Origin of the sequence: Shimia aestuarii (assembly GCF_900114635.1) — a bacterium.
GTDB lineage: Bacteria > Pseudomonadota > Alphaproteobacteria > Rhodobacterales > Rhodobacteraceae > Shimia > Shimia aestuarii.
Genome location: NZ_FOTQ01000001.1, coordinates 1,477,469 through 1,501,181, shown reverse-complemented (window position 1 = coordinate 1,501,181; position 23,713 = coordinate 1,477,469). Strand labels below are relative to the sequence as shown.

At 57.3% G+C, this 23,713-nt stretch carries 25 protein-coding genes; 12 read left to right on the top strand and 13 right to left on the bottom strand.

The genetic code is table 11. The features are described 5' to 3' along the window. Nucleotides 1-108 precede the first annotated feature (108 nt). Nucleotides 109-2,724 (top strand): DNA mismatch repair protein MutS, encoded by a 2,616-nt coding sequence (mutS, locus tag BMZ35_RS07405; RefSeq protein WP_093092288.1) that lies wholly within the window; start codon nt 109-111, stop codon nt 2,722-2,724. Nucleotides 2,725-2,733: 9 nt separating this feature from the next. Here the strand turns inward: mutS and BMZ35_RS07400 are convergent, their stop codons facing one another. The 3 genes from BMZ35_RS07400 to hrcA all read right to left on the bottom strand — a co-directional run bounded on the left by BMZ35_RS07400 (nt 2,734) and on the right by hrcA (nt 5,472). Then, on the bottom strand, nt 2,734-3,744 hold the full coding sequence (locus BMZ35_RS07400) for a TPM domain-containing protein (RefSeq protein ID WP_165610026.1): 1,011 nt from the start codon (nt 3,742-3,744) through the stop codon (nt 2,734-2,736). A 92-nt stretch (nt 3,745-3,836) separates the two neighbouring features. Next, entirely contained in the window at nt 3,837-4,397 is a 561-nt protein-coding gene (locus BMZ35_RS07395; RefSeq protein WP_093092284.1) for a nucleotide exchange factor GrpE, read from the bottom strand. 10 nt (nt 4,398-4,407) lie between these two features. Further along, nucleotides 4,408-5,472: a heat-inducible transcriptional repressor HrcA gene (hrcA, locus tag BMZ35_RS07390; RefSeq protein WP_093092282.1), complete on the bottom strand. Its 1,065-nt coding sequence runs from the start codon at nt 5,470-5,472 to the stop codon at nt 4,408-4,410. 115 nt (nt 5,473-5,587) lie between these two features. Here hrcA and rph point away from each other — a divergent pair, with 115 nt between their 5' ends. Genes rph through BMZ35_RS07370 form a run of 4 tightly spaced genes read left to right on the top strand, consistent with a single transcriptional unit; the run spans nt 5,588 to nt 8,413 of the window. Beyond that, nucleotides 5,588-6,301 (top strand): ribonuclease PH, encoded by a 714-nt coding sequence (rph, locus tag BMZ35_RS07385; protein WP_093092280.1) that lies wholly within the window; start codon nt 5,588-5,590, stop codon nt 6,299-6,301. Beyond that, nucleotides 6,298-6,909, top strand: coding sequence for an RdgB/HAM1 family non-canonical purine NTP pyrophosphatase (rdgB, locus tag BMZ35_RS07380; RefSeq protein WP_093092279.1), 612 nt, complete (start codon nt 6,298-6,300; stop codon nt 6,907-6,909). Before rph ends, rdgB begins: the two co-directional genes overlap by 4 nt. Beyond that, nucleotides 6,902-8,059 carry a radical SAM family heme chaperone HemW gene (hemW, locus tag BMZ35_RS07375; RefSeq protein WP_093092278.1) on the top strand — a complete coding sequence of 386 codons (1,158 nt, stop codon included), beginning with the start codon at nt 6,902-6,904 and terminating at the stop codon, nt 8,057-8,059. The genes rdgB and hemW overlap by 8 nt, the downstream gene beginning before the upstream one ends. Further along, nucleotides 8,060-8,413, top strand: a complete 354-nt coding sequence (locus BMZ35_RS07370; RefSeq protein ID WP_093092276.1) for a YbaN family protein — start codon at nt 8,060-8,062, stop codon at nt 8,411-8,413. Here BMZ35_RS07370 and BMZ35_RS07365 read toward each other — a convergent pair. The 7 genes from BMZ35_RS07365 to BMZ35_RS07335 all read right to left on the bottom strand — a co-directional run bounded on the left by BMZ35_RS07365 (nt 8,403) and on the right by BMZ35_RS07335 (nt 15,759). Then, entirely contained in the window at nt 8,403-9,293 is an 891-nt protein-coding gene (locus BMZ35_RS07365) for a ParB/RepB/Spo0J family partition protein (RefSeq protein WP_093092274.1), read from the bottom strand. The two genes, BMZ35_RS07370 and BMZ35_RS07365, sit on opposite strands and share 11 nt — an antisense overlap. Nucleotides 9,294-9,305: 12 nt before the next feature. Next, nucleotides 9,306-10,115 (bottom strand): ParA family protein, encoded by an 810-nt coding sequence (locus tag BMZ35_RS07360; protein WP_093092666.1) that lies wholly within the window; start codon nt 10,113-10,115, stop codon nt 9,306-9,308. Continuing rightward, the gene (gene rsmG, locus BMZ35_RS07355; protein WP_207502914.1) at nt 10,108-10,734 is read right to left on the bottom strand and encodes a 16S rRNA (guanine(527)-N(7))-methyltransferase RsmG; all 627 of its coding nucleotides are present in this window, start codon (nt 10,732-10,734) and stop codon (nt 10,108-10,110) included. Before rsmG ends, BMZ35_RS07360 begins: the two co-directional genes overlap by 8 nt. Continuing rightward, nucleotides 10,731-12,602, bottom strand: a complete 1,872-nt coding sequence (mnmG, locus tag BMZ35_RS07350) for a tRNA uridine-5-carboxymethylaminomethyl(34) synthesis enzyme MnmG (RefSeq protein WP_093092272.1) — start codon at nt 12,600-12,602, stop codon at nt 10,731-10,733. The genes rsmG and mnmG overlap by 4 nt, the downstream gene beginning before the upstream one ends. Nucleotides 12,603-12,605: 3 nt before the next feature. Next, entirely contained in the window at nt 12,606-13,904 is a 1,299-nt protein-coding gene (gene mnmE, locus BMZ35_RS07345; protein WP_093092270.1) for a tRNA uridine-5-carboxymethylaminomethyl(34) synthesis GTPase MnmE, read from the bottom strand. Between the two features lie 12 nt (nt 13,905-13,916). Next, nucleotides 13,917-15,188 (bottom strand): transcription termination factor Rho, encoded by a 1,272-nt coding sequence (rho, locus tag BMZ35_RS07340; RefSeq protein ID WP_093092268.1) that lies wholly within the window; start codon nt 15,186-15,188, stop codon nt 13,917-13,919. Nucleotides 15,189-15,309: 121 nt separating this feature from the next. Continuing rightward, complete coding sequence (locus tag BMZ35_RS07335) at nt 15,310-15,759, bottom strand: CopD family protein (protein WP_093092266.1); 450 nt, start codon at nt 15,757-15,759, stop codon at nt 15,310-15,312. 419 nt (nt 15,760-16,178) lie between these two features. On the opposite strand from BMZ35_RS07335, the gene BMZ35_RS07330 reads away from it, so the two are divergent. The 4 genes from BMZ35_RS07330 to dnaQ are packed head-to-tail and all read left to right on the top strand — an operon-like array spanning nt 16,179 to nt 18,925. Continuing rightward, nucleotides 16,179-16,778, top strand: a complete 600-nt coding sequence (locus tag BMZ35_RS07330; RefSeq protein WP_093092264.1) for a Maf family protein — start codon at nt 16,179-16,181, stop codon at nt 16,776-16,778. Further along, nucleotides 16,775-17,608, top strand: a complete 834-nt coding sequence (locus tag BMZ35_RS07325; RefSeq protein WP_093092262.1) for a shikimate dehydrogenase — start codon at nt 16,775-16,777, stop codon at nt 17,606-17,608. The genes BMZ35_RS07330 and BMZ35_RS07325 overlap by 4 nt, the downstream gene beginning before the upstream one ends. Next, nucleotides 17,605-18,198: a dephospho-CoA kinase gene (gene coaE / locus BMZ35_RS07320; RefSeq protein WP_093092260.1), complete on the top strand. Its 594-nt coding sequence runs from the start codon at nt 17,605-17,607 to the stop codon at nt 18,196-18,198. Before BMZ35_RS07325 ends, coaE begins: the two co-directional genes overlap by 4 nt. Then, a complete protein-coding gene (dnaQ, locus tag BMZ35_RS07315; protein ID WP_093092258.1) occupies nt 18,191-18,925 on the top strand; it encodes a DNA polymerase III subunit epsilon in 735 nt (244 codons plus the stop codon). The genes coaE and dnaQ overlap by 8 nt, the downstream gene beginning before the upstream one ends. Before the next feature lie 37 nt (nt 18,926-18,962). Here the strand turns inward: dnaQ and secB are convergent, their stop codons facing one another. Both secB and BMZ35_RS07305 read right to left on the bottom strand, forming a co-directional pair. Continuing rightward, entirely contained in the window at nt 18,963-19,463 is a 501-nt protein-coding gene (gene secB / locus BMZ35_RS07310; protein WP_093092257.1) for a protein-export chaperone SecB, read from the bottom strand. Between the two features lie 57 nt (nt 19,464-19,520). After that, entirely contained in the window at nt 19,521-20,006 is a 486-nt protein-coding gene (locus BMZ35_RS07305; protein WP_093092255.1) for an FxsA family protein, read from the bottom strand. A gap of 104 nt (nt 20,007-20,110) precedes the next feature. Between BMZ35_RS07305 and BMZ35_RS07300 the strand changes: the two genes are divergently transcribed. Genes BMZ35_RS07300 through BMZ35_RS07290 form a run of 3 tightly spaced genes read left to right on the top strand, consistent with a single transcriptional unit; the run spans nt 20,111 to nt 22,379 of the window. Next, complete coding sequence (locus BMZ35_RS07300) at nt 20,111-20,770, top strand: Tim44/TimA family putative adaptor protein (RefSeq protein ID WP_093092253.1); 660 nt, start codon at nt 20,111-20,113, stop codon at nt 20,768-20,770. Next, nucleotides 20,767-21,804 (top strand): murein transglycosylase A, encoded by a 1,038-nt coding sequence (gene mltA, locus BMZ35_RS07295; protein ID WP_093092251.1) that lies wholly within the window; start codon nt 20,767-20,769, stop codon nt 21,802-21,804. Before BMZ35_RS07300 ends, mltA begins: the two co-directional genes overlap by 4 nt. After that, nucleotides 21,801-22,379, top strand: a complete 579-nt coding sequence (locus BMZ35_RS07290; protein ID WP_093092249.1) for a Smr/MutS family protein — start codon at nt 21,801-21,803, stop codon at nt 22,377-22,379. The genes mltA and BMZ35_RS07290 overlap by 4 nt, the downstream gene beginning before the upstream one ends. Here the strand turns inward: BMZ35_RS07290 and BMZ35_RS07285 are convergent. Beyond that, entirely contained in the window at nt 22,376-23,599 is a 1,224-nt protein-coding gene (locus BMZ35_RS07285) for an MFS transporter (protein WP_093092247.1), read from the bottom strand. The genes BMZ35_RS07290 and BMZ35_RS07285 overlap by 4 nt on opposite strands. Nucleotides 23,600-23,713 lie beyond the last annotated feature (114 nt).

Sequence of the window (23,713 nt, the reverse complement as noted above, 5' to 3'; positions counted from 1 at the left end):
CATGGGGGCGTTTTCGGCTTTTCGCCCGGCGGACAAGTTTGCTAGACCTTGAGGCCAATCACCTTGGGGGCTGATGTTTTGAGTGCAGGCAAATCGGGCGTCACGCCGATGATGGCGCAATATCTGGAGATCAAGGCGCAATACCCGGATGCGCTGTTATTCTACCGGATGGGCGATTTCTACGAGATGTTCTTTGACGACGCGGTGGCGGCGGCGGAGGCGCTTGATATTGCGCTGACCAAGCGGGGCAAGCATGAGGGCGCGGAAATCCCCATGTGTGGCGTGCCCCATCATGCGGCCGAGGGTTATTTCCTGACCCTGATCCGCAAAGGGTTTCGGGTGGCGGTGTGTGAACAGCTTGAAAGCCCCGCCGAAGCCAAGAAACGCGGTTACAAGGCGGTTGTGAAGCGGGATGTGGTGCGGCTGGTGACGCCCGGCACGCTGACAGAAGATTCCCTGCTGGATGCGCGGCGACACAACTTTCTCGCGGCTTATGCCGTTGTGCGCGATGAGGCCGCGCTTGCCTGGGCCGATATATCGACGGGGGCGCTCCACGTGATGCCCTTGTCCCCCGTGCGTTTGGGGCCGGAGCTGGCAAGGCTGGCACCGTCCGAGCTTTTGGTGGCAGAAGGAAGCGAGCGTGATCTTTCCTCGATCGTCGAGGACATGGGGGTACCGTTGACGGCGGTATCGCGAGGAAGTTTCGACTCTATTTCAGCGGAAAAGCGAGTTTCTGCGCTGTTCATGGCCTCGTCTTTGGAGGCGTTTGGCACGTTTTCGCGGCCCGAAGCGGGGGCGCTTGGCGCAATTGTCGATTACCTTGAGCTGACCCAGAAGGGCAAGCTGCCGCTTTTGCAGCCACCCCAGCGCGAAGCCACCCAAGGCGTGATGCAGATTGATGCCGCGACCCGGCGCAATCTGGAACTGACTCACAGCCTGAGCGGCGGGCGGGCCGGGTCTTTGCTGGCGACGATTGACCGGTCCGTCACGGCAGGCGGGGCGCGGCTTTTGGAACAGCGGCTGTCGTCGCCTTCTTTGCGGCTTGACGTGATCCGGCGGCGGTTGGACTCGGTTTCTTACATGACGGCCCAGCGCGGCGATGCAGCCAAGCTGCGCGAAGCTCTGCGCAAGGTCCCTGATCTGGACCGCGCCCTGTCACGGCTTGCACTTGATCGTGGCGGACCGCGGGATCTGGCGGCGATCCGCAATGGGCTTGGTCAGGCGGAAACCCTGGCTGACATGCCCTTTGCGAGCGATTTGCCGGACGATTTGTCCGACGCCCTGCGGGGTCTGCAGGGGCATGACGCTTTGCTGAGCCTGCTCGACGAGGCCCTGATTGCAGAACCGCCGCTTTTGGCGCGTGATGGTGGATTCATCGCGCCAGGCTTTGACGCAGAGCTGGATGAGAGTCGCGAGCTGCGCGACGAAGGACGTGGCGTGATTGCAGGGATGCAGGCGCAATACGTGGAACAGACCGGGATCCAGTCGCTCAAGATCAAGCATAACAATGTGCTCGGCTATTTCATCGAGACCACGGCGAAACATGCGGACGCGATGATGTCGCCGCCGCTGTCGGAAACATTCATTCATCGCCAGACAACGGCCAATCAGGTGCGTTTCACCACTGTTGAGCTGAGCGAGATGGAGACCAAGATTTTGAACGCTGGGAACCGGGCGTTGGAGATCGAAAAGCGTCTCTATGACAGGCTGAAAGGTGCAATTCTGGATGTTTCGGCAAAGGTCGCGGCGGCGTCAAAAGCGCTGGCAGAGTTTGATCTTGCCTGTGCGCTGGCCGAATTGGCGGTGATAGAGGATTGGTGTCGCCCTGAGGTAAATGAAAGCCGCGATTTCGAGATCGCAGGCGGGCGGCATCCGGTGGTTGAGGCCGCCTTGCGCAAGTCGGGCGAGCCATTCGTGGCCAATGATTGCGATCTTTCCGGGGGAGATGCAGCGAGCATCTGGTTGCTGACCGGTCCCAACATGGCGGGTAAATCGACCTTCCTGCGGCAGAACGCGCTGATTGCGTTGCTGGCACAGATGGGAAGCTTTGTGCCTGCAAGCAGTGCGCGGATCGGGCTGGTGAGCCAGTTGTTTTCACGTGTCGGCGCGTCGGATGACCTCGCGCGGGGACGGTCGACCTTCATGGTCGAGATGGTGGAAACGGCAGCCATTCTCAATCAGGCGGATGACCGGGCGCTTGTTATTCTGGACGAGATCGGACGTGGCACGGCAACCTATGACGGGCTGTCGATCGCCTGGGCAACGCTGGAACATCTGCACGACGTGAACAAATCCCGCGCGCTTTTTGCCACGCATTACCACGAGATGACCCAATTGGCCGGCAAGATGGCCGGGGTGGCCAATGCCACGGTCACGGTGCGCGAATGGGAAGGTGAAGTGATCTTTCTGCACGAGGTCAAACAAGGCGCGGCGGATCGTTCGTATGGTGTGCAGGTGGCTCAGCTTGCGGGGTTGCCCGAAGCAGTGGTTGAACGGGCGCGGGTTGTTCTGGAGGCATTGGAACAGGGCGAAAGGGAGGGTCCGGCGCAAAAGGCGTTGATTGATGACTTGCCTCTGTTTGCGGCAAGTCCGGCCCCGACACCACAGGTCAAAAAAGGGCCGAATCCTTTGAAACAGAGACTGGATGAGGTGCATCCGGACGAACTGACACCGAAACAGGCGCTTGAGCTTTTGTACGAGTTGAAAGCGCTGAACGAAGGCTAGTATCAGGCTTTACCAGCTTCCTGACGCGCCGCCGCCCGAGGACGATCCGCCACCAAAGCTGCTGCTGGACGAGGAGCTTGACGACTTTTTCGGAATGATGCGGGTGACGCTCCAGTTGTCCTGACAATGGTGGCAATGATAGTCGATCCGCTTGCTGCCGGTGGAGCTTGTCGTGGCGTGGGACAGGATCGTGGTGTCTCCTTCGACCGTGCGATAACCACAAGAACGACAGGCGCCGTAACCGGAAAACCATGCTTTGTATCCCTCGACGGTCACATGATCACAGGTCGGGCATTGCCAGACGTCATAGTCGACACTTTTCAGGCGTTCTTCGGTGATTTGACCCTCTTGCAGGTGATTGTCGTCCCACACTTCATCAAGCCTGTGCATGGTCGCGCCGTCCCTGGGGCAGTGACGCGGCTTGTTTCGGCGCCAACGCCGAAACGCTCGAACGCCAAAAGCTGCGACCGGAGCAAAAAGGGCGTAGACCCAAGCACCGAGCCAATCCAGAATCCGCCGCAATGCCCCCGCGCCGCGTTCGAGCGGTCCGGCATCGTATTCGCCCGGCCAGCGCCCGGTCAGATCGCGGATCACGGCATCCACACCGTCTTCGATTCCGCGGGGAAAGTTGTCTTTCTTGAACTGTGGCGTGATGATCGTGTCGATGATATTGCCCATTGGCACGTTTTTCCGCGTGCCATACCCCGAACCGACTTCGATCCGCATGACGCGGTCGTATTGTGCGATCAGCATCAACACTCCGTCATTGCGCTGTGCGTCCCCGACTCCCCAGTAATTGAAAAGGTCCGTGGCAAAGGGTTCGATGGGGCCAAAATGCTGATAATCGGACAGCGCCTGAATGGTCACGACGGTGAATTCGATGCCCCGCCTGTCCCGCAACTCTTCGAGCTTGGCACGAATGCGCGCTTCATCCTCTTCCGGGAGAAGGTCGGCAAAGTCGTTGACGTAAAGTTCGGTGTAATCCGGAAGGGTTTGGGCCGTGGCCGGATGTGTGAGCAAGAGGCAAATGGAAAGGACTGCAAAAAGAAGTCGGCGCAAAAGAAAAACTCCCGAAGGTTCGGGAGTTTTCTAGCATTTTTTTCAATCTGTGTTTAGCCGGGGTTCGACGAAACGCCCACCTTGGCCGGACGGAGCAGACGATCATGCAGCATGAAGCCTTCGGCCGATACCTGAATGATTTCGCCGGATTTCGTTCCCGGAACAGGGGCTTCGAACATGGCTTCGTGCACCTGCGGATCAAACTTGTCGCCCACTTCCGGCGACACGACCTCGATCCCATGCTTGGCGAATGTGTTGAGAAGCTCGCGCATGGTCAGTTCGATACCTTCGATGAGCGCGGCAGACGCCTCTTTCTGCTCTTCGGTAATCGATTCCACGGCGCGTTTCATGTTGTCGAACACGGGAAGCATGTCGCGGGCCAGTTTCGAACCACCGTACTGCTCTGCTTCGCGACGGGCGCGTTCACCCCTCTTGCGCGCGTTTTCTGCGTCTGCCAGCGCCCGCATCCAGCGGTCTTTGAGCTGGTCACGCTCTGCGCGCAGCTCGTCAATCTCGGCTTCTTCGGAGCCGATCTCGGCCATGTCCTCGGCGAACTCTTCCGCCTCGGCATCCAACAGGTCATCCAGAAACTCGGGCTCTTTCCGCTCAGCCATATCTCTACCTCTAACCGCGGTCGGAAATCAGCTTGCCGACCAGTTGCGCCGTGTAATCCACAATCGGCACGATACGTCCATAGTTAAGGCGCTTGGGTCCAATGACTCCGACAGCACCCACGATCTTTCGATCAGCGTTCATATATGGAGACACCACCAAAGAGGAACCCGAAAGTGAAAAAAGTTTGTTCTCTGAGCCGATAAAAATGCGCACACCGTCGCCTTGTTCAGCAAGTTCGAGAAATTCGGCAATGTCTCGCTTGCGTTCAAGGTCGTCAAACAGGGTACGGATGCGCTCCAAATCCTGCTCTTCCTCTTCCGTGCCCAGAAGATTCGAACGCCCGCGCACGATCAGGCGTTCGTTTTGACCGCCTTCGTTGGTCCAGAGCGCCAATCCGTTTTCAACGAGATCACGCGCCAGCGAATCGATTTCCTGCCGGCGCTTGGAGATCTCGGTGCGCACGGCCTGCCCGAGCTCTGAAAGCGTGCGCCCTTCGGCAACGGCATTCAGGAAATTCGCAGCCTCACGCATCGAGCTTGGCGTTTGGCCAGCTGGCGGCGTGAACAAGCGGTTTTCGACATGGCCATCGGCAAAGACCAACACGACCAGGGCGCGATCATGTCCCAGGCTTACGAATTCGATATGTTTGATTGGCGCTTCATGTTTGGGTGCGAGCACCAGAGAGGCGCCATGCGTCACCCCGGACAGGGCCGTGCTTACCCGGTCGAGCATGGTGCCGACATCGCCGGATGCATTTCCAAGCGTGGCGTCGATCTTTTCTCGGTCGGTGCTGTCGAGGTCACCAACCTCGAGTAGCCCATCCACAAACATGCGCAGTCCAAGTTGGGTCGGCACGCGGCCCGCCGATACATGCGGGCTGTCCAAGAGACCGAGAAATTCGAGGTCCTGCATGACGTTACGGATGGTTGCCGCACTGACTTTTTCGGAAAGGGTGCGGGTTAGGGTGCGGGAGCCGACCGGATCTCCACTTTCAAGATAGCCCTCGACCACGCGGCGAAACACCTCGCGCGAGCGGTCGTTCATCTCTTCGAGTATCCTGGTGCTGTCCGTCATGGTTTTTTGCCTCACCCCTTCCATTAAAGGGCGCAAATGCCAAAGGTCAATCGGGGTTGCGCAGCCCCTGCCCCGCCGAGTATGCCCATGCCCAAAGAGAAAAAGGAATAGAGCCATGCGCCCGTCTGGAAGACAGTTGAATGAAATGCGCCCCGTGTCGATCGAAACGGGTGTGACCAAACATGCCGAGGGGTCCTGCCTGATCCGTATGGGTGACACCCATGTGCTCTGCACGGCCACCATTGAAGATCGTGTGCCACCGTTCATCAAGGGATCGGGGCTTGGCTGGGTGACGGCGGAATACGGGATGTTGCCGCGTTCGACGACAAGCCGTATGCGCCGCGAGGCTGCGGTGGGCAAACAGGGTGGCCGCACCGTGGAAATTCAACGTCTCATTGGCCGGTCGCTGCGAGCGGGCGTGGATCGGGTTGCACTCGGCGAACGCCAGATCACCGTCGACTGTGACGTGATCCAGGCCGATGGCGGCACCCGTTGCGCGTCAATCACCGGGGGCTGGGTTGCCCTGAAACTGGCGGTGAACAAGCTGATGAAAACGGGCGACGTCATCTCTGATCCGCTGGTGTCCCCGGTGGCCGCTGTTTCTTGTGGCATTTATGCCGGTCAGGCGGTTCTGGACCTCGACTATCCCGAGGATTCCGAAGCCGGTGTGGATGGCAACTTTATCATGCTTGGGAACAAGCAGATGATCGAAGTGCAGATGAGCGCGGAGGGCTCGACCTATTCCCGCGATCAGATGAACCAGTTGATCGACCTTGCCGAAAAGGGTGTCGATGAGTTGGTTGCGGCCCAAATGGCGGCGGTCGCATGACCCGCAAGTTTTCCGGCGATACGCTTTTGGTGGCGACCCATAACAAGGGCAAGCTGGAAGAAATGGCCCACCTTCTTGAGCCCTTTGGGGTCAAGGTGGTGGGTGCCGGGGACATGGATTTGCCGGAACCGGAGGAAACCGAAGATACGTTTGTCGGCAACGCCCGGATCAAGGCCCATGCTGCGGCCAAGGCGACCGGCCTGCCCGCTCTGTCCGACGACAGCGGGATCACAATTGACGGGCTGAACGGTGCGCCCGGCGTCTACACCGCCGATTGGGCCGAAACCGGCAACGGGCGTGATTTCATGATGGCGATGACCCGCGCGCATGACGAATTGGTTGCCTGCGACGCAGCGAAACCGTGGATGGCGCAGTTCCGCTGTACTCTGGTTCTGGCCTGGCCCGACGGACATGACGAAGTGTTCGAAGGCGTCGCGCCGGGGCACCTTGTCTGGCCGATCCGAGGCAAGGACGGGTTTGGATATGACCCGATGTTTGTTCCCGAAGGTCATGACGTGACCTTTGCCGAAATGGACCGTTGGGAAAAGAACAAGATCAGCCACCGCGGCAAGGCGGTTGAGCAGTTCGTGGCGGGGTGTTTTGGCTGAGGATTGGCAAAACGGGGGCTTTGGCCTTTATATCCATTGGCCCTTTTGCCAGGCCAAGTGCCCCTATTGCGACTTTAATAGCCACGTCGCCCGAGAAATCGATCAATCCCGGTGGCTTAGGGCCTATCTGGGCGAATTGGACCGCGTGGCCAACGAGACGTCGGGCCGGGTTTTGAATACGGTGTTTTTTGGCGGCGGCACACCAAGCCTGATGGACCCGGAGGTTGTCGCTTCTATCCTTGAACGCGTCCGTAAACTCTGGCCGACCTCCAATGACATGGAAACAACGCTTGAAGCGAACCCCGGTTCGGTTGAGGCCGGGCGATTTGCGGCCTATCGCCAAGGTGGCGTGAATCGAATCTCGATGGGGATTCAGGCGCTCAATGATCGTGATCTTCAACGTTTGGGGCGCATTCATACCGTCAAAGAAGCCAAGGCCGCGTTTGACATTGCCCGCAATACCTTTGAACGCGTGAGCTTTGACCTGATTTACGCACGTCAGGATCAAAGCCTTGAAGCATGGTCCAACGAACTACGCGAAGCGCTTTCGATGGCGATTGACCACTTGTCGCTTTATCAACTGACGGTCGAAGACGGCACGGCGTTCGGAGATCGCTATGCGCGCGGAAAACTGCGCGGGTTGCCCGAGGACGATCTTGCGGCGAACATGTATGAGGCCACACAGGAGATATGTGCAGCCACAGGGATGCTGCCCTACGAAGTATCGAATTATGCAGAAACAGGGTCTGAATCCCGCCACAACCTGATTTACTGGCGCTACGGGGATTATGCCGGCATCGGCCCCGGAGCACATGCGCGCCTAACGTTGAACGGACAACGCCTCGCGATTGAAAACTGGAAAGCTCCCGGCAAATGGCTTGAGGCCGCCGAGGCGGGTAATGGGGAAAGCCTGCGCGACGTGATTGCGTCAGAGGATCAGGCAACCGAATTCTTGTTGATGGGACTCCGGTTAAGCGAGGGAGTTAACCTGACACGTTACCAAGCCCTTGCCGGCCATGCGCTTGGCGGGAACAGAGTTGAGAATTTGGTTGAGCTTGGTCTGATTTCTGTTGAAGATCAGCATCTTAGGGTGCTTCCACAAGGTAGGATGGTGCTCAATTCCGTCCTGGCAGAGCTTTTGGTGGACTAGATGCGCGTTGTTTGGCTGTTACTCGGGTTGATCTGTGTCGCGCTGGCGATTGTCGGGGTGGTTCTACCGCTTTTGCCAACAGTCCCGTTCCTGTTGTTGGCAGCTTTCTGCTTTGCGCGGTCTTCGGAGCGACTGCACTACTGGCTATTGTCCCACCCCCGTTTGGGACCGCCCATTGAAGATTGGCAGTCACGCGGCGCGATCAACCCAGCAGCCAAACGGCTGGCGACGATTTCCATCGCTATTGTGTTTGGTATTTCGTTTGCCCTGGGACTAAAAACCACCGTCCTGCTGATACAGGCGGTGGTTTTGTCTGCTGTTTTGATCTTTATCTGGACACGGCCTAGTGGCTAGCAGACAGGATCCTGCAAATCTCGTCCAACTCATCTAGCGACGCATAACGGATCACAACCTGTCCGCTTTCGCCGCCGGCCTTGTGGTCCACGGAAACTTTCATCCCGAGATTGGCGGACAAATCACCTTCCAGCGCGATTGTGTCTGCGTCTTTTTGTGATTTCTCGGCCTTGGGTTTACTCGCCGGGCCGGGATTAATCGCCTTTTTGACAAGCGCTTCGGTCTGACGAACGGACATCCCGCCCTTGACCACCTTTTTCGCAAGATCAGATGCGTTTTCACTTGTGATCAACGCGCGCGCATGTCCCGCGGTCAGTTGACCTTTTTTGAGCATGTCCTGAACATCAGCGGGTAGCTGAAGCAAGCGCATCAGGTTAGCAATGTGGCTACGGCTTTTGCCAAGCGCTTCGGACAGGCGCTCTTGTGTATGGCCGAACTTGTCCATCAATTGACGATAGCCCATTGCCTCTTCCACCGGGTTCAGATCGGCCCGCTGGATGTTTTCGATAATGGCGATTTCCAGAACCTCGGTATCGTCGTAGTCGCGGACAATCACCGGAAGCTCGTGCAATTGGGCCATTTGAGATGCGCGCCAGCGGCGTTCACCGGCAACGATTTCGTAGGTGCCGTCCGATTTCTCGCGGACAATCAGCGGCTGAATAACACCCTTTTCGCGGATTGAGTTGGCAAGATCGTCCAACTGGTCCTGGGTAAATTCACGGCGCGGCTGATCCGGGTTTGGCACGATCTTTTCAATCGGCACGTTCATGTCAGCCCGGCGCGGTGCATCCGCCTCTTGCGCGACGCGCTCTTCGGTTACGTCCGCCATAAGCGCGCTCAGACCCCGGCCCAAACCACGCGACTTCTTTTTCTCTGCCATGCCCTGCCCCTCTTACGCGGCGATTCTGATATGTTTGGCGACAAGCTCTTTCGCAAGATTGCGATAGGCCTCGGCCCCCTTTGACGTCGGATCATAATCCAATACCGGTTGCGCGAAAGACGGCGCTTCGGAAACCCGAACATTTCGCGGAATCTTGGTTTCAAACACGAGATCCCCAAGGTTGTCGCGCGCATCCTGTTCGACCTGCTGCGAAAGATTGTTGCGCGCGTCATACATCGTGAGAACAACGCCCTCGATTCGCAGCGCCGGATTGGCCGTCTGGCGCACTTCCCGGACCGTCAGCATCAATTGGCTCAACCCTTCGAGCGCAAAAAATTCGCTCTGCAATGGTATCAACACGGAATGCGCTGCGATCATCGCGTTGACCGTCAAGAGGTTCAGCGATGGCGGGCAATCAATCAGGATGTAATCCCATGCAAATGGGTCCATGGCGGGCTGTCTGAGCGCATCATGCAGAAGAAAGCTGCGTTTTTCGTTTGAAATCAGCTCAATGTCTGCAGAACTGAGATCGACCGTGGCCGGAATGATCGACATTCCCGGCGTTTGTGTGGGCTGAATGACTTCTGCAAGCGGCACATCGTCCAGAAGAAGATCATAAGTGGTGTATTCCCGGTCATCCGGTTCAATACCAAGACCCGTGGACGCGTTTCCCTGAGGATCGAGGTCCACAACCAATACCCTGCACTCCTGTTGGGCCAAAGCGGCGGCCAGGTTGATTGCCGTCGTAGTTTTGCCAACGCCGCCCTTCTGGTTGGCAACGGCGATAATTCTTGGCCCTTTGGGGCGAATGGGATCAGACACGTTCAAGATCTCCAACCTTCAGAATAACGGCTTCGGGTTCAGTAATGCTTTGTATCACCTCGAGGTTGAAAGACCACGATTCCTGTGCGGTGCGAACCTCTTTTTCCCAGTTGGCGCCTTTTGGAAACAGCGCGGTCCCACCTTTGCGCAAATGCCGTTCAGTAAAAGAAAACAGGGCCGTCAGGTCGGCCAAGGCGCGCGCAGACAGGATATCCGCAGATTGAGGCGCGGCCTTTTCGATTCGATCCGTGATTACCGTCGCACTCACCCCGGTCTCCCGCAAAACCGTTCGCAAGAAGGTGCATTTTCTATGATCGCTTTCGATCATTGTCAGCCCGGCCGGAGATTGGGTTTCTGCTGCCATGATGGCGATAACCAGCCCAGGAAATCCGCCACCGCTCCCGATATCCACCCAATGCGGGACAGGATGCGTTGCAAGATTGAAAATTTGCGCGGAATCGAGAATATGGCGGGTCCACAGCGCTGAAATTGTCGATTTCGATACAAGATTGATACGCGGATTCCACTTTTCGAGGAGCGCTGCGAGCACTTTTAGTCGCTCGGATGTTTCACGTGAAACATCCAATGTGGAAAGCACGCGGTCTGCTTCGAATGTCACGCGGATTTCTCCCGAAGGGATTGGCGAATCTTGGCAAGCAACAAGGTCAATGCCGCTGGCGTCATTCCATCAATACGGCCTGCCTGCGAAAGGTTGTCCGGTCGCGCCTGCCCCAGCTTGAGTTTCAGTTCATTGGAGAGACCTTCGACCAACGCATAGTCGAAATCATGTGGGATCTTCTGGTTCTCATCGCGCTGCATCGCCTCGACATCGCGTTTTTGGCGCTCAATGTAGTTCGCATAAAGCGCATCCCGTTCAAGTTGGCGGCGCGTTTCGGGGTCCACCTCGTTAAAAACGGGGTCAAGCGGCAAGAGATCTTCGAAACCAACATCGGGAAAAGCGAGGACCTGAAACGCTGTTCTGCGATTGCCGTCTAGATTGACGGGAATCCCGCCCGTCTTGAGTTGTTTTGGGGTGTAGTCCATTGCAGTCAAAAGCGCTTTGCCAGCGGCCAAACGTTCTGCCTTTTCTCCGAATACGCGCTTGCGGTCTTCACCAACAAGCCCGAGATCAATCCCAATTGGAGTAAGTCGCTGATCAGCATTGTCGGCACGTAGAGACAGACGGAATTCGGCGCGGGACGTGAACATGCGATAGGGTTCGGTGACGCCGCGTGTGATCAGGTCATCGACCATGACACCGATATAGCTGTCCGAACGGCTAAAATGATGCGCCTCCTGCCCTTTTGCCGACAGGGCCGCATTCAGTCCAGCGACAAGACCTTGCGCTGCCGCCTCCTCATATCCTGTGGTTCCGTTGATTTGTCCCGCAAGATATAGTCCTGGAACAGATTTGACCGCCAGCGATGCGTCAAGCGCTCGCGGGTCAACATAGTCGTATTCGATCGCATAGCCGGGTTGGAGAATTTCACACTCTTCAAGGCCATAGATCGACCGGACATAATCTTCCTGAACATCTTCCGGCAGAGATGTGCTGATCCCATTCGGATAGACCGTGTCATCATCCAAACCTTCGGGTTCCAGGAAGACTTGGTGTGAGGTTTTGTCAGAAAATCGAACGATCTTGTCCTCGATCGAGGGACAGTAACGGGGTCCGACGCCCTCGATATGGCCACCATACATCGCCGATCGAGAGAGATTTTCTCGGATGATGTCATGCGTTTTTTCGTTGGTATGGGTGATACCGCAGGAGATTTGCCGAACGAATGGCTTGTCATTGAGGAACGAAAACATCGTAGGGTCTTCGTCGCCCGGCTGGGATTCGAGGAAGTCCCACTTGATTGTCTTGCCATTCAGACGCGGTGGCGTGCCTGTCTTCAGCCGGCCAAGCGGCAAGTCAAAGCTGTCGATGCGCTGAGCGAGTTTGACAGAAGGATCGTCCCCCATGCGGCCGCCAGGGCGAGACACATCACCAATATGAATGACGCCGCGTAGGAATGTACCCGTCGTCAGGACGACGGCCTGCGCCGAAATCTCTGATCCGTCAGAAAGAAGAACGCCGCGCACCGCATCGCCCACCATGCGGAAATCCGTGGCCTCGCCCTCGATCACTGTAAGGTTTTCCGTCGACAATATCTCAGCGAGCATTGCGTTCCGGTAGATTTTGCGGTCTGCCTGAGCCCGAGGGCCTTGAACGGCAGGACCCTTGCGGCGGTTCAAAAGGCGAAATTGAATGCCTGCCCTGTCGGCCACGCGCCCCATGACACCATCCAGCGCGTCGACTTCCCGGACAAGGTGGCCTTTGCCAAGGCCGCCGATCGCCGGGTTGCAGGACATCACACCAATTCCGGATTTCTTCAATGAAACAAGGGCTGTTTGCGCCCCTAACCGCGCCGCAGCATGGGCCGCATCGGCACCGGCGTGTCCGCCGCCAACAACAATGACGTCAAAATGTTTCACGTGAAACACTCCTTACTTACCGATGCAGAAGCTCGAAAAGATTTCGTCCAGCAGGTTCTCGACATCTACGCGACCGACAATTGAATCCAAAGCCCGAATCGCGCTGCGCAGTTCTTCGGCGGCAATCTCGTAGTGATCCGGTCCCAAGGCAAGCACCGCGTCGGCTGCAGCGAGGTTGTCATTGGCCCGGCTCATCGCCACGCGGTGGCGTTCGCGGGTGGCGATGCCAGAGCGCCCGGCCTGTTCCGAGAGCTTTTCCGTGATCTCGTCGACCAGCGCAGCGATCCCCTGCCCCGTTTTTCCGGAAATCGCATTGGCATCGTTTTCAAGCATATCCGCCTTGGCTGCACGAATAACATCACCGGGCAGCGGTTCAAAGTCAGGATGTTGCCCCTGTTCGACTAGGAAGACACGCAGATCGGCGGCCTCGGCACGTTGGCGCGCCCGTTCGATGCCGATCCATTCGACGTGGTCGTCAGTGTCGCGCAAACCAGCGGTGTCGAGAAGCGTCACGGGCAGACCATTCAGATCCATACGCACTTCGATCACATCGCGAGTTGTGCCAGCATATTCCGAGGTAATCGCCGCCTCGCGCCCCGCCAAAGCATTGAGAAGCGTGGATTTGCCGACGTTTGGGGCGCCAAGAATGGCAACCTCAAAACCTGTTCGAATGCGCTCTGCCGCGTTTACGCCAGCAATTTCGGTCGCCAGTTCGGCACGAACCGATTGGAGCAAACCTTGCACTTCAGGCGAGACGTCGACGGGAACTTCTTCATCGGCGAAATCAATCGTGGCCTCGAGAAGAGCAGCCGCGCGAATCAGGTTTTCTCGCCAGCCCCCGGCCAGGGTGCCAAGATCGCCGGAAAGGACACGCAAGGCCTGACGCCGCTGCGCCTCGGTCTCGGAATCGATCAGGTCGGCAAGCCCTTCGACCTGGGCCAGGTCGAGACAGCCATTTTCAAGCGCGCGGCGGGTGAATTCCCCTGCTTCTGCTAGCCGTAGTCCGTCCAGATCGGAGAGTTCGCGCAGCACCGCGTTGACCACAGCAATCGATCCGTGCAGGTGCAGTTCGAGCACTTCTTCGCCTGTAAAGCTGTTCTTTTCAGGGAAATATAGCACAAGCGCCTGATCCAGACGCCGCCCTTCGCGATCCTTCAGCAGACGCAAGGACGCCATGCGGGGCGTCGGAAGTTCGCCAAACAATGCCGCAGCGGCCTCTTTGACATGAGAACCGGACACACGAACGACAGCGACCCCCGCTTTACCGGGGGCCGTTGCCAAAGCGAAAATTGTGTCTGGCACATAGGCCATCGCGGTGAACCCTTAGGTGTTCATCGAGTCAAAGAACTCGGAATTGGTCTTGGTTTGCTTGAGTTTCGAAAGCAGGAACTCAACAGCATCGGTCGTGCCCATCGGGTTGAGGATGCGGCGCAGAACGAAGGTTTTCGCGAGATCCACCTTATCAATCAACAAGTCTTCTTTCCGCGTACCGGACTTCAGAATGTCGATCGCTGGGAAGACACGTTTGTCCGCGATCTTGCGATCCAGAACGATTTCCGAGTTACCGGTACCCTTGAATTCTTCAAAGATAACCTCGTCCATTCGCGAGCCAGTATCAATCAGTGCGGTCGAGATGATGGTCAGCGACCCACCCTCTTCGATATTACGGGCGGCACCAAAGAAACGCTTGGGGCGCTGCAATGCGTTTGCGTCCACACCACCGGTCAAAACCTTGCCCGAGGATGGCACCACGGTGTTGAAGGCCCTACCAAGTCTGGTGATCGAGTCGAGAAGGATTACAACATCTCGTTTGTGTTCGACCAAGCGCTTGGCCTTTTCGATCACCATTTCGGCGACTGCAACGTGGCGAGTGGCGGGCTCGTCAAATGTCGAAGACACAACCTCACCCTTCACAGAACGCTGCATGTCGGTGACTTCTTCGGGTCGTTCGTCAATCAGCAGAACGATCAGATAGCATTCGGGGTGATTGGCCTCGATGCTGTGGGCGATATTCTGCAAAAGAACAGTTTTACCCGTCCGCGGCGGAGCCACGATCAGCGAACGCTGGCCTTTACCGATGGGCGCGACCAGGTCGATGATGCGGGCGGAGCGGTCCTTGATGGTGGGATCTTCGATCTCCATTTTCAGGCGTTCATCGGGGTAAAGCGGGGTGAGGTTGTCGAACGCGATCTTGTGGCGCGCTTTTTCGGGCGCTTCAAAGTTGATCTGCGTGACGTTCATCAGCGCGAAATACCGCTCGGTATCCTCAGGCGCCTTGATCACACCGTCGATGGTGTCACCGGTGCGCAGTGAGTGTTTGCGGATCATCTCAGGCGAAACATAGATATCGTCAGGACCAGGCAGATAGTTGGCCTCGGGCGAGCGCAGGAAGCCAAAGCCGTCCTGAAGCACCTCAAGCACGCCCTCACCCGAGATTTCCCAGCCTTCATCCGCGCGTTCCCGCAGGATCTGGAACATCATCTCGCCTTTGCGCATGGTCGAGGCGTTTTCGATCTCGAGCTCTTCGGCCATCGCCAGAAGGTCTTTGGGGCTTTTAGCCTTGAGATCGGCCAGAGCGAGTTTTTCTTGTGTCATGGAAATATCCTGTGGCTGCCGGAATACGGCAGGTCATGTGGTCTGTATATGGAAGACACATAGCCCGGACGGGCCAGTTGACCCGCTATCTAAGCCTTGCACGCGCTAGAGTCAATTGACCCTAGAATTTCACGACGACGGAAAGAACAATGACAATCATCAGGATCGTCGGCACCTCGTTCATCATGCGGTACTGCCGCCCTGTCAGGGTGTTCTCGCCCCGCGCGAACTTTTTCCGCTTGATCATCAGCCAATGGTCAAACGCGGTCATGGCGATGATGCTTGCACCCTTGGTGTAGGGCCACACAGCGCTCCAATCGACGACGCCGGGGGTGAAGACCAGAGTGAGCCCCGCAAGCCATGTGGCGATGCTTGCAGGGGACATGATGTATCGCTGGAGTTTGAACTCCATGATCTTCAGTGTTTCATCAAGCTGATCGCCCGCTTGGGCGCGTTCTGCGTGATAGACAAACAAACGGGGAAGATAAAACAGACCGGCCATCCACGAGATCACGGCCATAATATGAAAGCTCAGAACATACGGATAAATGTCGACCAGAAAGTAACCCATGTTTCTTTGCTCTCATTGTCTCTGCGCGAACCTGACCCCTCTTAAATAAATAAAGATATATAGAAAAGGATGATGATTATGTTGGGAGCGCCGAAGCCGTGGATTAATGGTTTGTCCCACGGGCTGTCCACGTCTGGACAGAAATTGATCGAGCACGGGATGGATTACATAGTGATCTAATAACATTATGAAATAAAACACTAAAAACGAATATCTTCACCGATTCCTCTGTGGATAAAGCTGTAAGCAAAACGGTATCTTGTCAGACAATCCACAACACAAAGTTATCCCCGTCCACTGTGCAGAAAAAGCCTGACGGCGCGTGAGATCGAAGGACTTCCCCCAAGTCGCGAAACTTGCCTTAACTTTCCAGAAAGAATGCTTAAGAAACTCCTACGCTTGTCCACGGGATTATCCACATGGCTTCAAAACTTGTTCTTGCCTCGAGCTCGTCCATACGGGCACAGCTGCTGCGCAACGCCAACGTTGACTTTGATGTTGTCACGGCGCGCGTCGACGAAGACATGATCCGCCGCGCGCTTGAGGCGGAGGGGGCAGCGCCGCGTGAAATCGCCGATGCGCTGGCGGAATCCAAGGCGCGTAAAGTGAGTGGGAAACGGCCCGGTTCCTTGGTTCTGGGTTGTGATCAGGTGCTGGATTTTCAGGGCGAGGTCTTGTCCAAACCACGCGATCCCGAAGACGCGCGGGCACAGTTGCAGCGGCTTCGGGGACAGCGGCACATGCTGTTGTCCGCCGCGGTGATTTATCGCGACGGAGAGCCGCTCTGGCGGTTTGTCGGCGTGGTGCGGTTGTTCATGCGTCAGTTCAGCGACGCCTATCTTGACCAGTACCTAGATCGCAATTGGCACGAGATTCAGCACTGTGTTGGCGGATACATGCTTGAGGCCGAAGGGGTGCGGTTGTTCGAAAAAGTCGATGGCGACTATTTTACGGTTCTCGGGATGCCCCTTGTTGAAATACTGTCCTATCTGACCTTGCAGGGAGAGCTGCCAAAATGACGCTGCCGTCGATACCACTTGCCGGGGTGATCGGGAATCCGATTGCGCATTCCAAGTCGCCAAGGCTGCATGGCCATTGGTTGAAGAGGTATGGGCTGACAGGGCATTACGTGCCGCTGGAAGTGGATGCTGCGGATCTTGGGGATGTGCTCAGTGCGATGCCGCGCATGGGGTTTGTCGGTTGCAATGTGACGATCCCGCATAAAGAGCGGGTCATGGAACATGTAGACCAGATCACGGATCGCGCGACGCTGATTGGGGCAGTAAACACGCTGATCTTTCGTAACGATGGCACTATTCTGGGCGACAATACCGACGGTTACGGCTTCATCGAAAACCTGCGTCAGGGAGCGCCGGATTGGGACGCTTCTGCTGGCCCGGCCGTGGTACTTGGCGCCGGCGGGGCAGCGCGGGCAATCGTGGCCTCTCTTTTGGATGCCGGGGTGCCCGAGATCCTGCTGACCAACCGGACACGGGTACGCGCCGAGAAACTACGCGAGGATTTTGGCGCACGGATTTCGGTCGTGGAATGGGTGCAGGCCGGGAACCTCATGGAAAAAGCGGCGACGGTCGTGAATACCACCTCACTTGGTATGGCCGGAAAGGCCGAATTGCGTGTGCCATTGGATGGATTGCGCAAGGGGGTGGTTGTGACGGACCTGGTGTATAATCCGCTGAGGACACAATTGCTCGAAACTGCAGCAGCTATGGGCTGTATGACAGTAGACGGTCTGGGGATGCTGTTACATCAGGCCGTGCCGGGTTTTGAACGCTGGTTTGGTCGGCGCCCGGTTGTGGATGAAGAAACCCGTCAGGCGGTGCTGGCATGACGTTTCGTTTGGGTCTGACCGGTTCGATTGCCATGGGTAAGTCAACCACTGCCAGGATGTTTGCAGCAGAGGGGTGCGCAGTCTGGGATGCGGATGCCGCGGTACATCGCATGTATGCCCAGGGTGGGGCGGCGGTGGCGCCAATCGGGGAGAAATTCCCGGATGCCGTTGTTGACGGTATGGTGTCCCGCGAGAAGCTCAAGGAGCTGATCTCAGAGGATCCGAACGTGTTGCGGCGGATCGAGCAGATCGTGCATCCTCTGGTTGCCAAGGATCGGGCGGACTTCGCAAAGTCGGCTACTGCGGACATCATCGTTTTCGATATTCCACTTCTCTTCGAGGGTAATGGGCAAGATCAGATGGACGCGGTTGTATGTGTCTCTGTTTCACCGGAAATCCAGCGAAAACGGGTGCTGGAGCGGGGTACAATGAGCGAGGAACAGTTCGAGCAGATCCTGGAAAAACAGATGCCGAACGAGGAAAAATGCCAGCGGTCCGATTTCGTGATTGAGACGGATACACTGGAACACGCCCGCTCTGGGGTGATCCGGGTGGTTGAGACGATCAGGGGATGGGTTGGCGATGCGTGAAATCGTTCTGGATACGGAAACCACGGGATTTGATCCTGAAACCGGCGATCGGATTGTCGAGATCGGGGCGGTGGAGCTTTATAACCACCTGCCAACGGGCAAGACGTTTCACGAATACATGAACCCGGAGCGCTCCATGCCGGAAGAAGCTTTTGGCGTGCATGGGATCGGCTGTGATATTCTTGAACCGCCGCGCCCACCGGAAAAGGGCGACATCACGCTCAGGGACAAACCATTGTTCAAGGAAATCGGACAAAAGTTTCTCGATTTCGTGGGTGATGCCAAGCTCGTTATTCACAATGCAGCTTTCGACATGAAATTCCTGAATGCCGAGCTACGGTGGCTAAATCTGCGGCAGCTGCCGTGGGAACAGGCCATCGACACGCTGGCGATTGCGCGGCAGAAATTCCCCGGTTCGCCCGCATCGTTGGACGCCTTGTGCCGGCGGTTTGGAATCGACAACTCGAACAGGACCCTGCACGGCGCCTTGCTCGACTCTGAAATCCTTGCCGAGGTTTATCTGGAGCTTATCGGCGGGCGCCAGCCCGATCTCGTGCTGGCGAGCGGATCAGGTCGAAGTGGCGGTACAGCTGTTGAAGAGGATTGGCGCCCTGGAAAACGACCAACCCCCCTGCCCCCGCGTCTGACGGCGGAAGAAGACACGGCGCATCGCGCGTTTGTCGAGAAAATGGGGGAAAATGCCCTTTGGGCAAAGTTGGAAGGATAGGCGCCGCTTTCTGGGAAGAAGTGGCGCCAAATCCGGCTTAGTTGGTTGCCTGAGGCTGTTGCTCGGCTGCGCGACGCGCCACTTCGGCACGGTACAGTGCCATGAAATCGATGTTGTCGAGGTTCAGCGGCGGGAAACCACCATCGCGGGTCACATCGCTTACGATGCGGCGCAGGAAGGGGAAGAGCAAACGCGGGCATTCGATCAGCAGGAACGGATGCATCTGGTCGTCCGGTACGCCTTCGATGTTGAAGATGCCGGCATATTCGACTTCGAAGATGAACATCTCTGAGCCGTCTTCCTTGTTCTTGGAGGTGACGTTCAGCTTGATGGTGACTTCGTACTGGTGCTCCGCGGGGCGTTGCTTTGCGTCGAGATTGACCTGAACCTGAACATCCGGCTGTGCGGTGCCCGACGCACCTTTTTGTGCGAGGATGTTTTCAAAGGACATGTCACGGATGAATTGTGCAAGCACGTTCATCTTGATTTGCGGTGGCAGCTCAGCGGCCTGGGCCGCGCCGTTGTCGTTTTCCGACATATGGAATCTCCCAAAAAATAACGGTTTGCGCTGCTTTATCAGGTCAGCAGCGGGGTCTCAATGCTTAGTCCAACCAGAGGGGCGATGCGTTGGATTTTTGGGCGGATCCACCTCGGAATATTCACCTTCGATAATGTCCGCCCGAGTTGGATGTTCGCGTTGGCTTGAATGCATCGTGCCCATGGAAAAACTCTGAACACGCACACGTTTACGCAGATAAGAGAAAACCGCAACACGAACCGGCGGCATGAGCAGGGCAAATCCGACCACGTCGGTAAAGAACCCCGGAGTCAACAGCAGCGCGCCGGCAATGAGGATCATCGCGCCGTGGGCCAGGGGTTCGGTCGGATCATCCAGCTCGGAAAAAGACCTCTGAAGATTGCCGATCGCCATGGCACCCTGTGTGCGCACAAGCCAGGTGCCGATAAGTGCGGTCAGAAGGACGACGAAAAGCGTTGGCCAAAGGCCAATTGCCCCGCCCACCTGAATGAACAGTGCGATTTCGATCAGCGGAACGGCGACAAACGCCAGAAGAAGCCACATCTTTCAAATACTCCGTACGACTTTGTGACAAGGTGGACTTGACCCTGCCGGTGACTTACATAAGTGCCGTAAGACACTGTTTCCATGCCCAACCCGAGGTCGAGATGAATTCACCCCTTCTTCAGCTGCTGGTTTTAGCCGGTATCGCCGTGTTCCTGATCCTGCGGCTGAAAAATGTTCTGGGCACGCGCGACGGATTTGAACCACCGCGCGAAGTCGATTCGCGACCGGTTCAGCGGCGTGGTCCCGACCTTGAGGTGATCGAGGGCGGGCCGGATCGTGATATTCTGGATCACGCGGCGGAAGGCAGCGATACGGCCAAGGCACTGGCTGCGATGAAGTCGGTCGAGCCGTCCTTTGGGGTAAGCGACTTTCTGCAGGGTGCGCGCGGCGCGTATGAAATGATCCTGATGGGGTTCGAAAAGGGTGACCTGGCATCGATCAAGCCGTTCCTGTCGCAGGATGTTTACGAAACCTTCGCCGAGGTGGTCGAGGCGCGTGAAAAGCAGGGCCTGAGCATCGAAAGCGAATTCATCGGCTTGCGAGAAATGGCGCTGCATGAAGCAACCTTTGATCCATCGACCAGAGAAGCCGAAGTTTCGGTGCGGTATGTCGGTGAACTGACCCATGTGGTGCGTGATCGTGCCGGGGATATCGTGGAAGGCAGCGAAAGCCAGATCAAGCGCCAGAAAGACGTCTGGACGTTCGCGCGCGTGATGGGGTCGGATGACCCCAACTGGCAGCTTGTTGCCACGGGCGAATGATCCGTGCGTTTGGGGCGGCGCTGACGGCTTTCGCGGTGATGGCCGCAGGCGGTGCGATGTCCGAAACGACCATGAAAATAATCTCTTTCGATGAGCTTGAAGGCTGGGCGCAGGACGATCACGAAGCCGCGCGGCAGGTATTTCTGAACACCTGCATGGATTTCGACGCACCAGATTGGCAAACGATCTGCGCCGCGGCCACGGGGATCAAAGATGCGCGGAACTTCTTTGAGTTGCTGTTTCGACCCGTTCTGATTGAAGATGGCGCGCCGGGGTTGTTCACCGGGTATTTTGAACCAGAACTGGATGGGTCCCGCGCGCCGGACGGGCGCTATCGTTTTCCGCTCTACCGGATGCCGCCCGAGGCGCGCAAGGCGACGACATGGTTGACCCGGCGTGAGATCGAGACGACGGATGTGATGCGGGGACGCGGGCTTGAGATTGCCTGGGTTGATGATCCGGTTGAGTTGTTCTTTTTGCAGATTCAGGGTTCAGGTCGTATTCGTCTGCCCGACGGGTCGCATATTCGCGTCGGATATGGCGGGGCAAATGGCCATCCCTACCGGTCGATCGGTGTCGAGTTGGTGCGGCGCGGCGTTTACAGCGCGCATCAGGTCAGTGCGCAGGTGATCAAGAACTGGGTGCGGCGCAATCCGGAGGATGGGCCGGAACTGCTGCGCCACAACGACAGTTATGTTTTTTTTCGCGTCGTGAACCGGGTTTCGCCGGAAGAGGGGCCGTTAGGCGCAATGAACCGTTCGATCACGGAAATGCGGTCGGTTGCAGTGGACCCGGAGTTCACACCACTCGGCGCGCCGGTCTGGGTCGAAAAAGACGGAGAAAACCCGCTACGTCGTTTGATGATTGCGCAGGACACCGGGTCGGCGATCAAGGGCGCGCAAAGGGCCGATATTTTCTTTGGCACTGGCGACAAAGCCGGGCGCGCTGCTGGAAAGCTCAAGGATGAAGGACGCATGATCGTGCTTTTGCCGATACAGCGGGCTTATGCCATGTTGCCGGAGTCGGTTCTTTGAGCAGGCGGAAGTTGACAGATGACGAGATCGCGTTGTGGCGCAAGGTCACGGATACGGCTCAAAGGCTGCATCCCGAGCGCAGCATTCAGCAGCTGCCAAAACCAAAGCCCAAACCGATCAAGGCGCCCCGGCCACATCGTCCTGAAATTCAGATCGGGGCCAAGGCGGAAACCCGGATGCCGGCACATGACCTGTTGCCGGGAATATCGGAGCGCATGGCGCGCCAGCCCGTTCAGATGGACAAGAAAGCCTTTGGTCGTCTGAAGCGGGGCAAGCTGATGCCGGAAGGCAAGATCGACCTGCACGGCATGACGATGGATCAGGCGCACCCTGCCCTGACCGGGTTCCTTCTGCGGGCGCATGGCGAAGGCAAGCGGTTGGTTCTGGTAATCACCGGCAAAGGCAAATCAAAATCCGATGACGGGCCAATCCCGACCCGGCGCGGTGTTCTGAAACACCAGGTCCCACAATGGCTGGCCATGGCGCCGCTTCGGTCGGTGGTGCTGCAGGTTGCCGAGGCGCATCTCAAACATGGCGGGACCGGGGCGTATTACGTTTACCTGCGGCGGCATTAGCGCGCGGGCAGTTTTGCGTGCTGCGCGGAGATGCCGACATACATCAGCGCGGTGGTCAGCACAAAATACCCTGCAACGCCAACATATTGCGTGGCTAAATCCACCCCAAGGTCGATCAATCCGCCCGTAATGGCCGGGCCGATCGCTGAGCCAAGCACCATGACCGCCGCCGCTGCCGATTTGATCGCTCCAATATGGCGCGTGCCATAAAACTCGGCCCAGAAGGCTGCCATCAGCGTGGTGTTGGCGCCGGTTGTCAGGGCGAGGAAAAACAACCCACACAGCGCCCCCAGGATCGAACTGGTTTGTGAAAATATGAGGAACGCGGCGATCATTGGTGTCTGTGACCACGGTAAAAGCCGTGCCGTGCCCCATTTGTCCAATGCCCAGCCTGATCCGAGCATCGAAGCAATGCTGGTGAGGGTAAAGAACGGGAACAAGGCGACAAGATCGAGGTGGGCCCACCCTTTGATCTCGGCGTAATGGACCTGTTGGAAGAAAAACGCCGTGTTGAACGCAGACGGGCCAAGTACGGCGGGAACCATGAACCAGAACAGGCGATGTCGCAGGCTGTCGCGGCGGGTCCAGTGTTTGCCAGACATTCCAGCGGAATGCCTGCCTTGGGACATCATCTGTGGCGTGCGTTCCTGTGCCAGAAGCATCCAGAGAATGGGAATGCCTGCGAGCGAAACTGAGGCGGCAATCCACCAGAGGCTTTGCCAATTGTCGGCTGTCATGACCGAAACTACCATCAGCGGAAGAAAAGCTTCGCCGATTGAAAACCCAAGCGTCGCGATGGCAAGCGCCCTGCCCCGCGTGGCCACGAACCAGCGTGCCATGGCGACCACGGCAATATGGCTGAGCATGCCCTGCCCGGTAAGACGAAGGGCAAAGATCAGGAAGGGCAAGGCCCAAGCCGAATTGATCTGGGACATCCAGATGCACGCGGCGGCAAGCAACGCAAGGATGACCGCGCCAAGTGCACGCACGCGGAAATGGTCGGTCAGAACGCCTGCCCAGACCATCACGATGGCCGAAACGGTAGTTCCCAGTGAATAGATGCCGCCCCATTCGCCGTGGCTGAGATCAAACTCGGCCCGGATTTGACCTGCAAAAAGCGAGATGAAGAAAGTTTGGCCGAAACAGGACAGAAATGTCAGGTGCACGCCGGGCAACAGCCAGCGCAAATTCTCGCGCAGAAAGGCGAGCGTGGCAGTCATGTGAAGCTGCCGTTGAGAGATAAATCCTGTTTCACGGAAAGTGCCCGGATTGAGTGACAATCCGGGCACTATGCCTTGTAGATTCAGGCCCGGCCAGACGGAAAAACGCCTTGC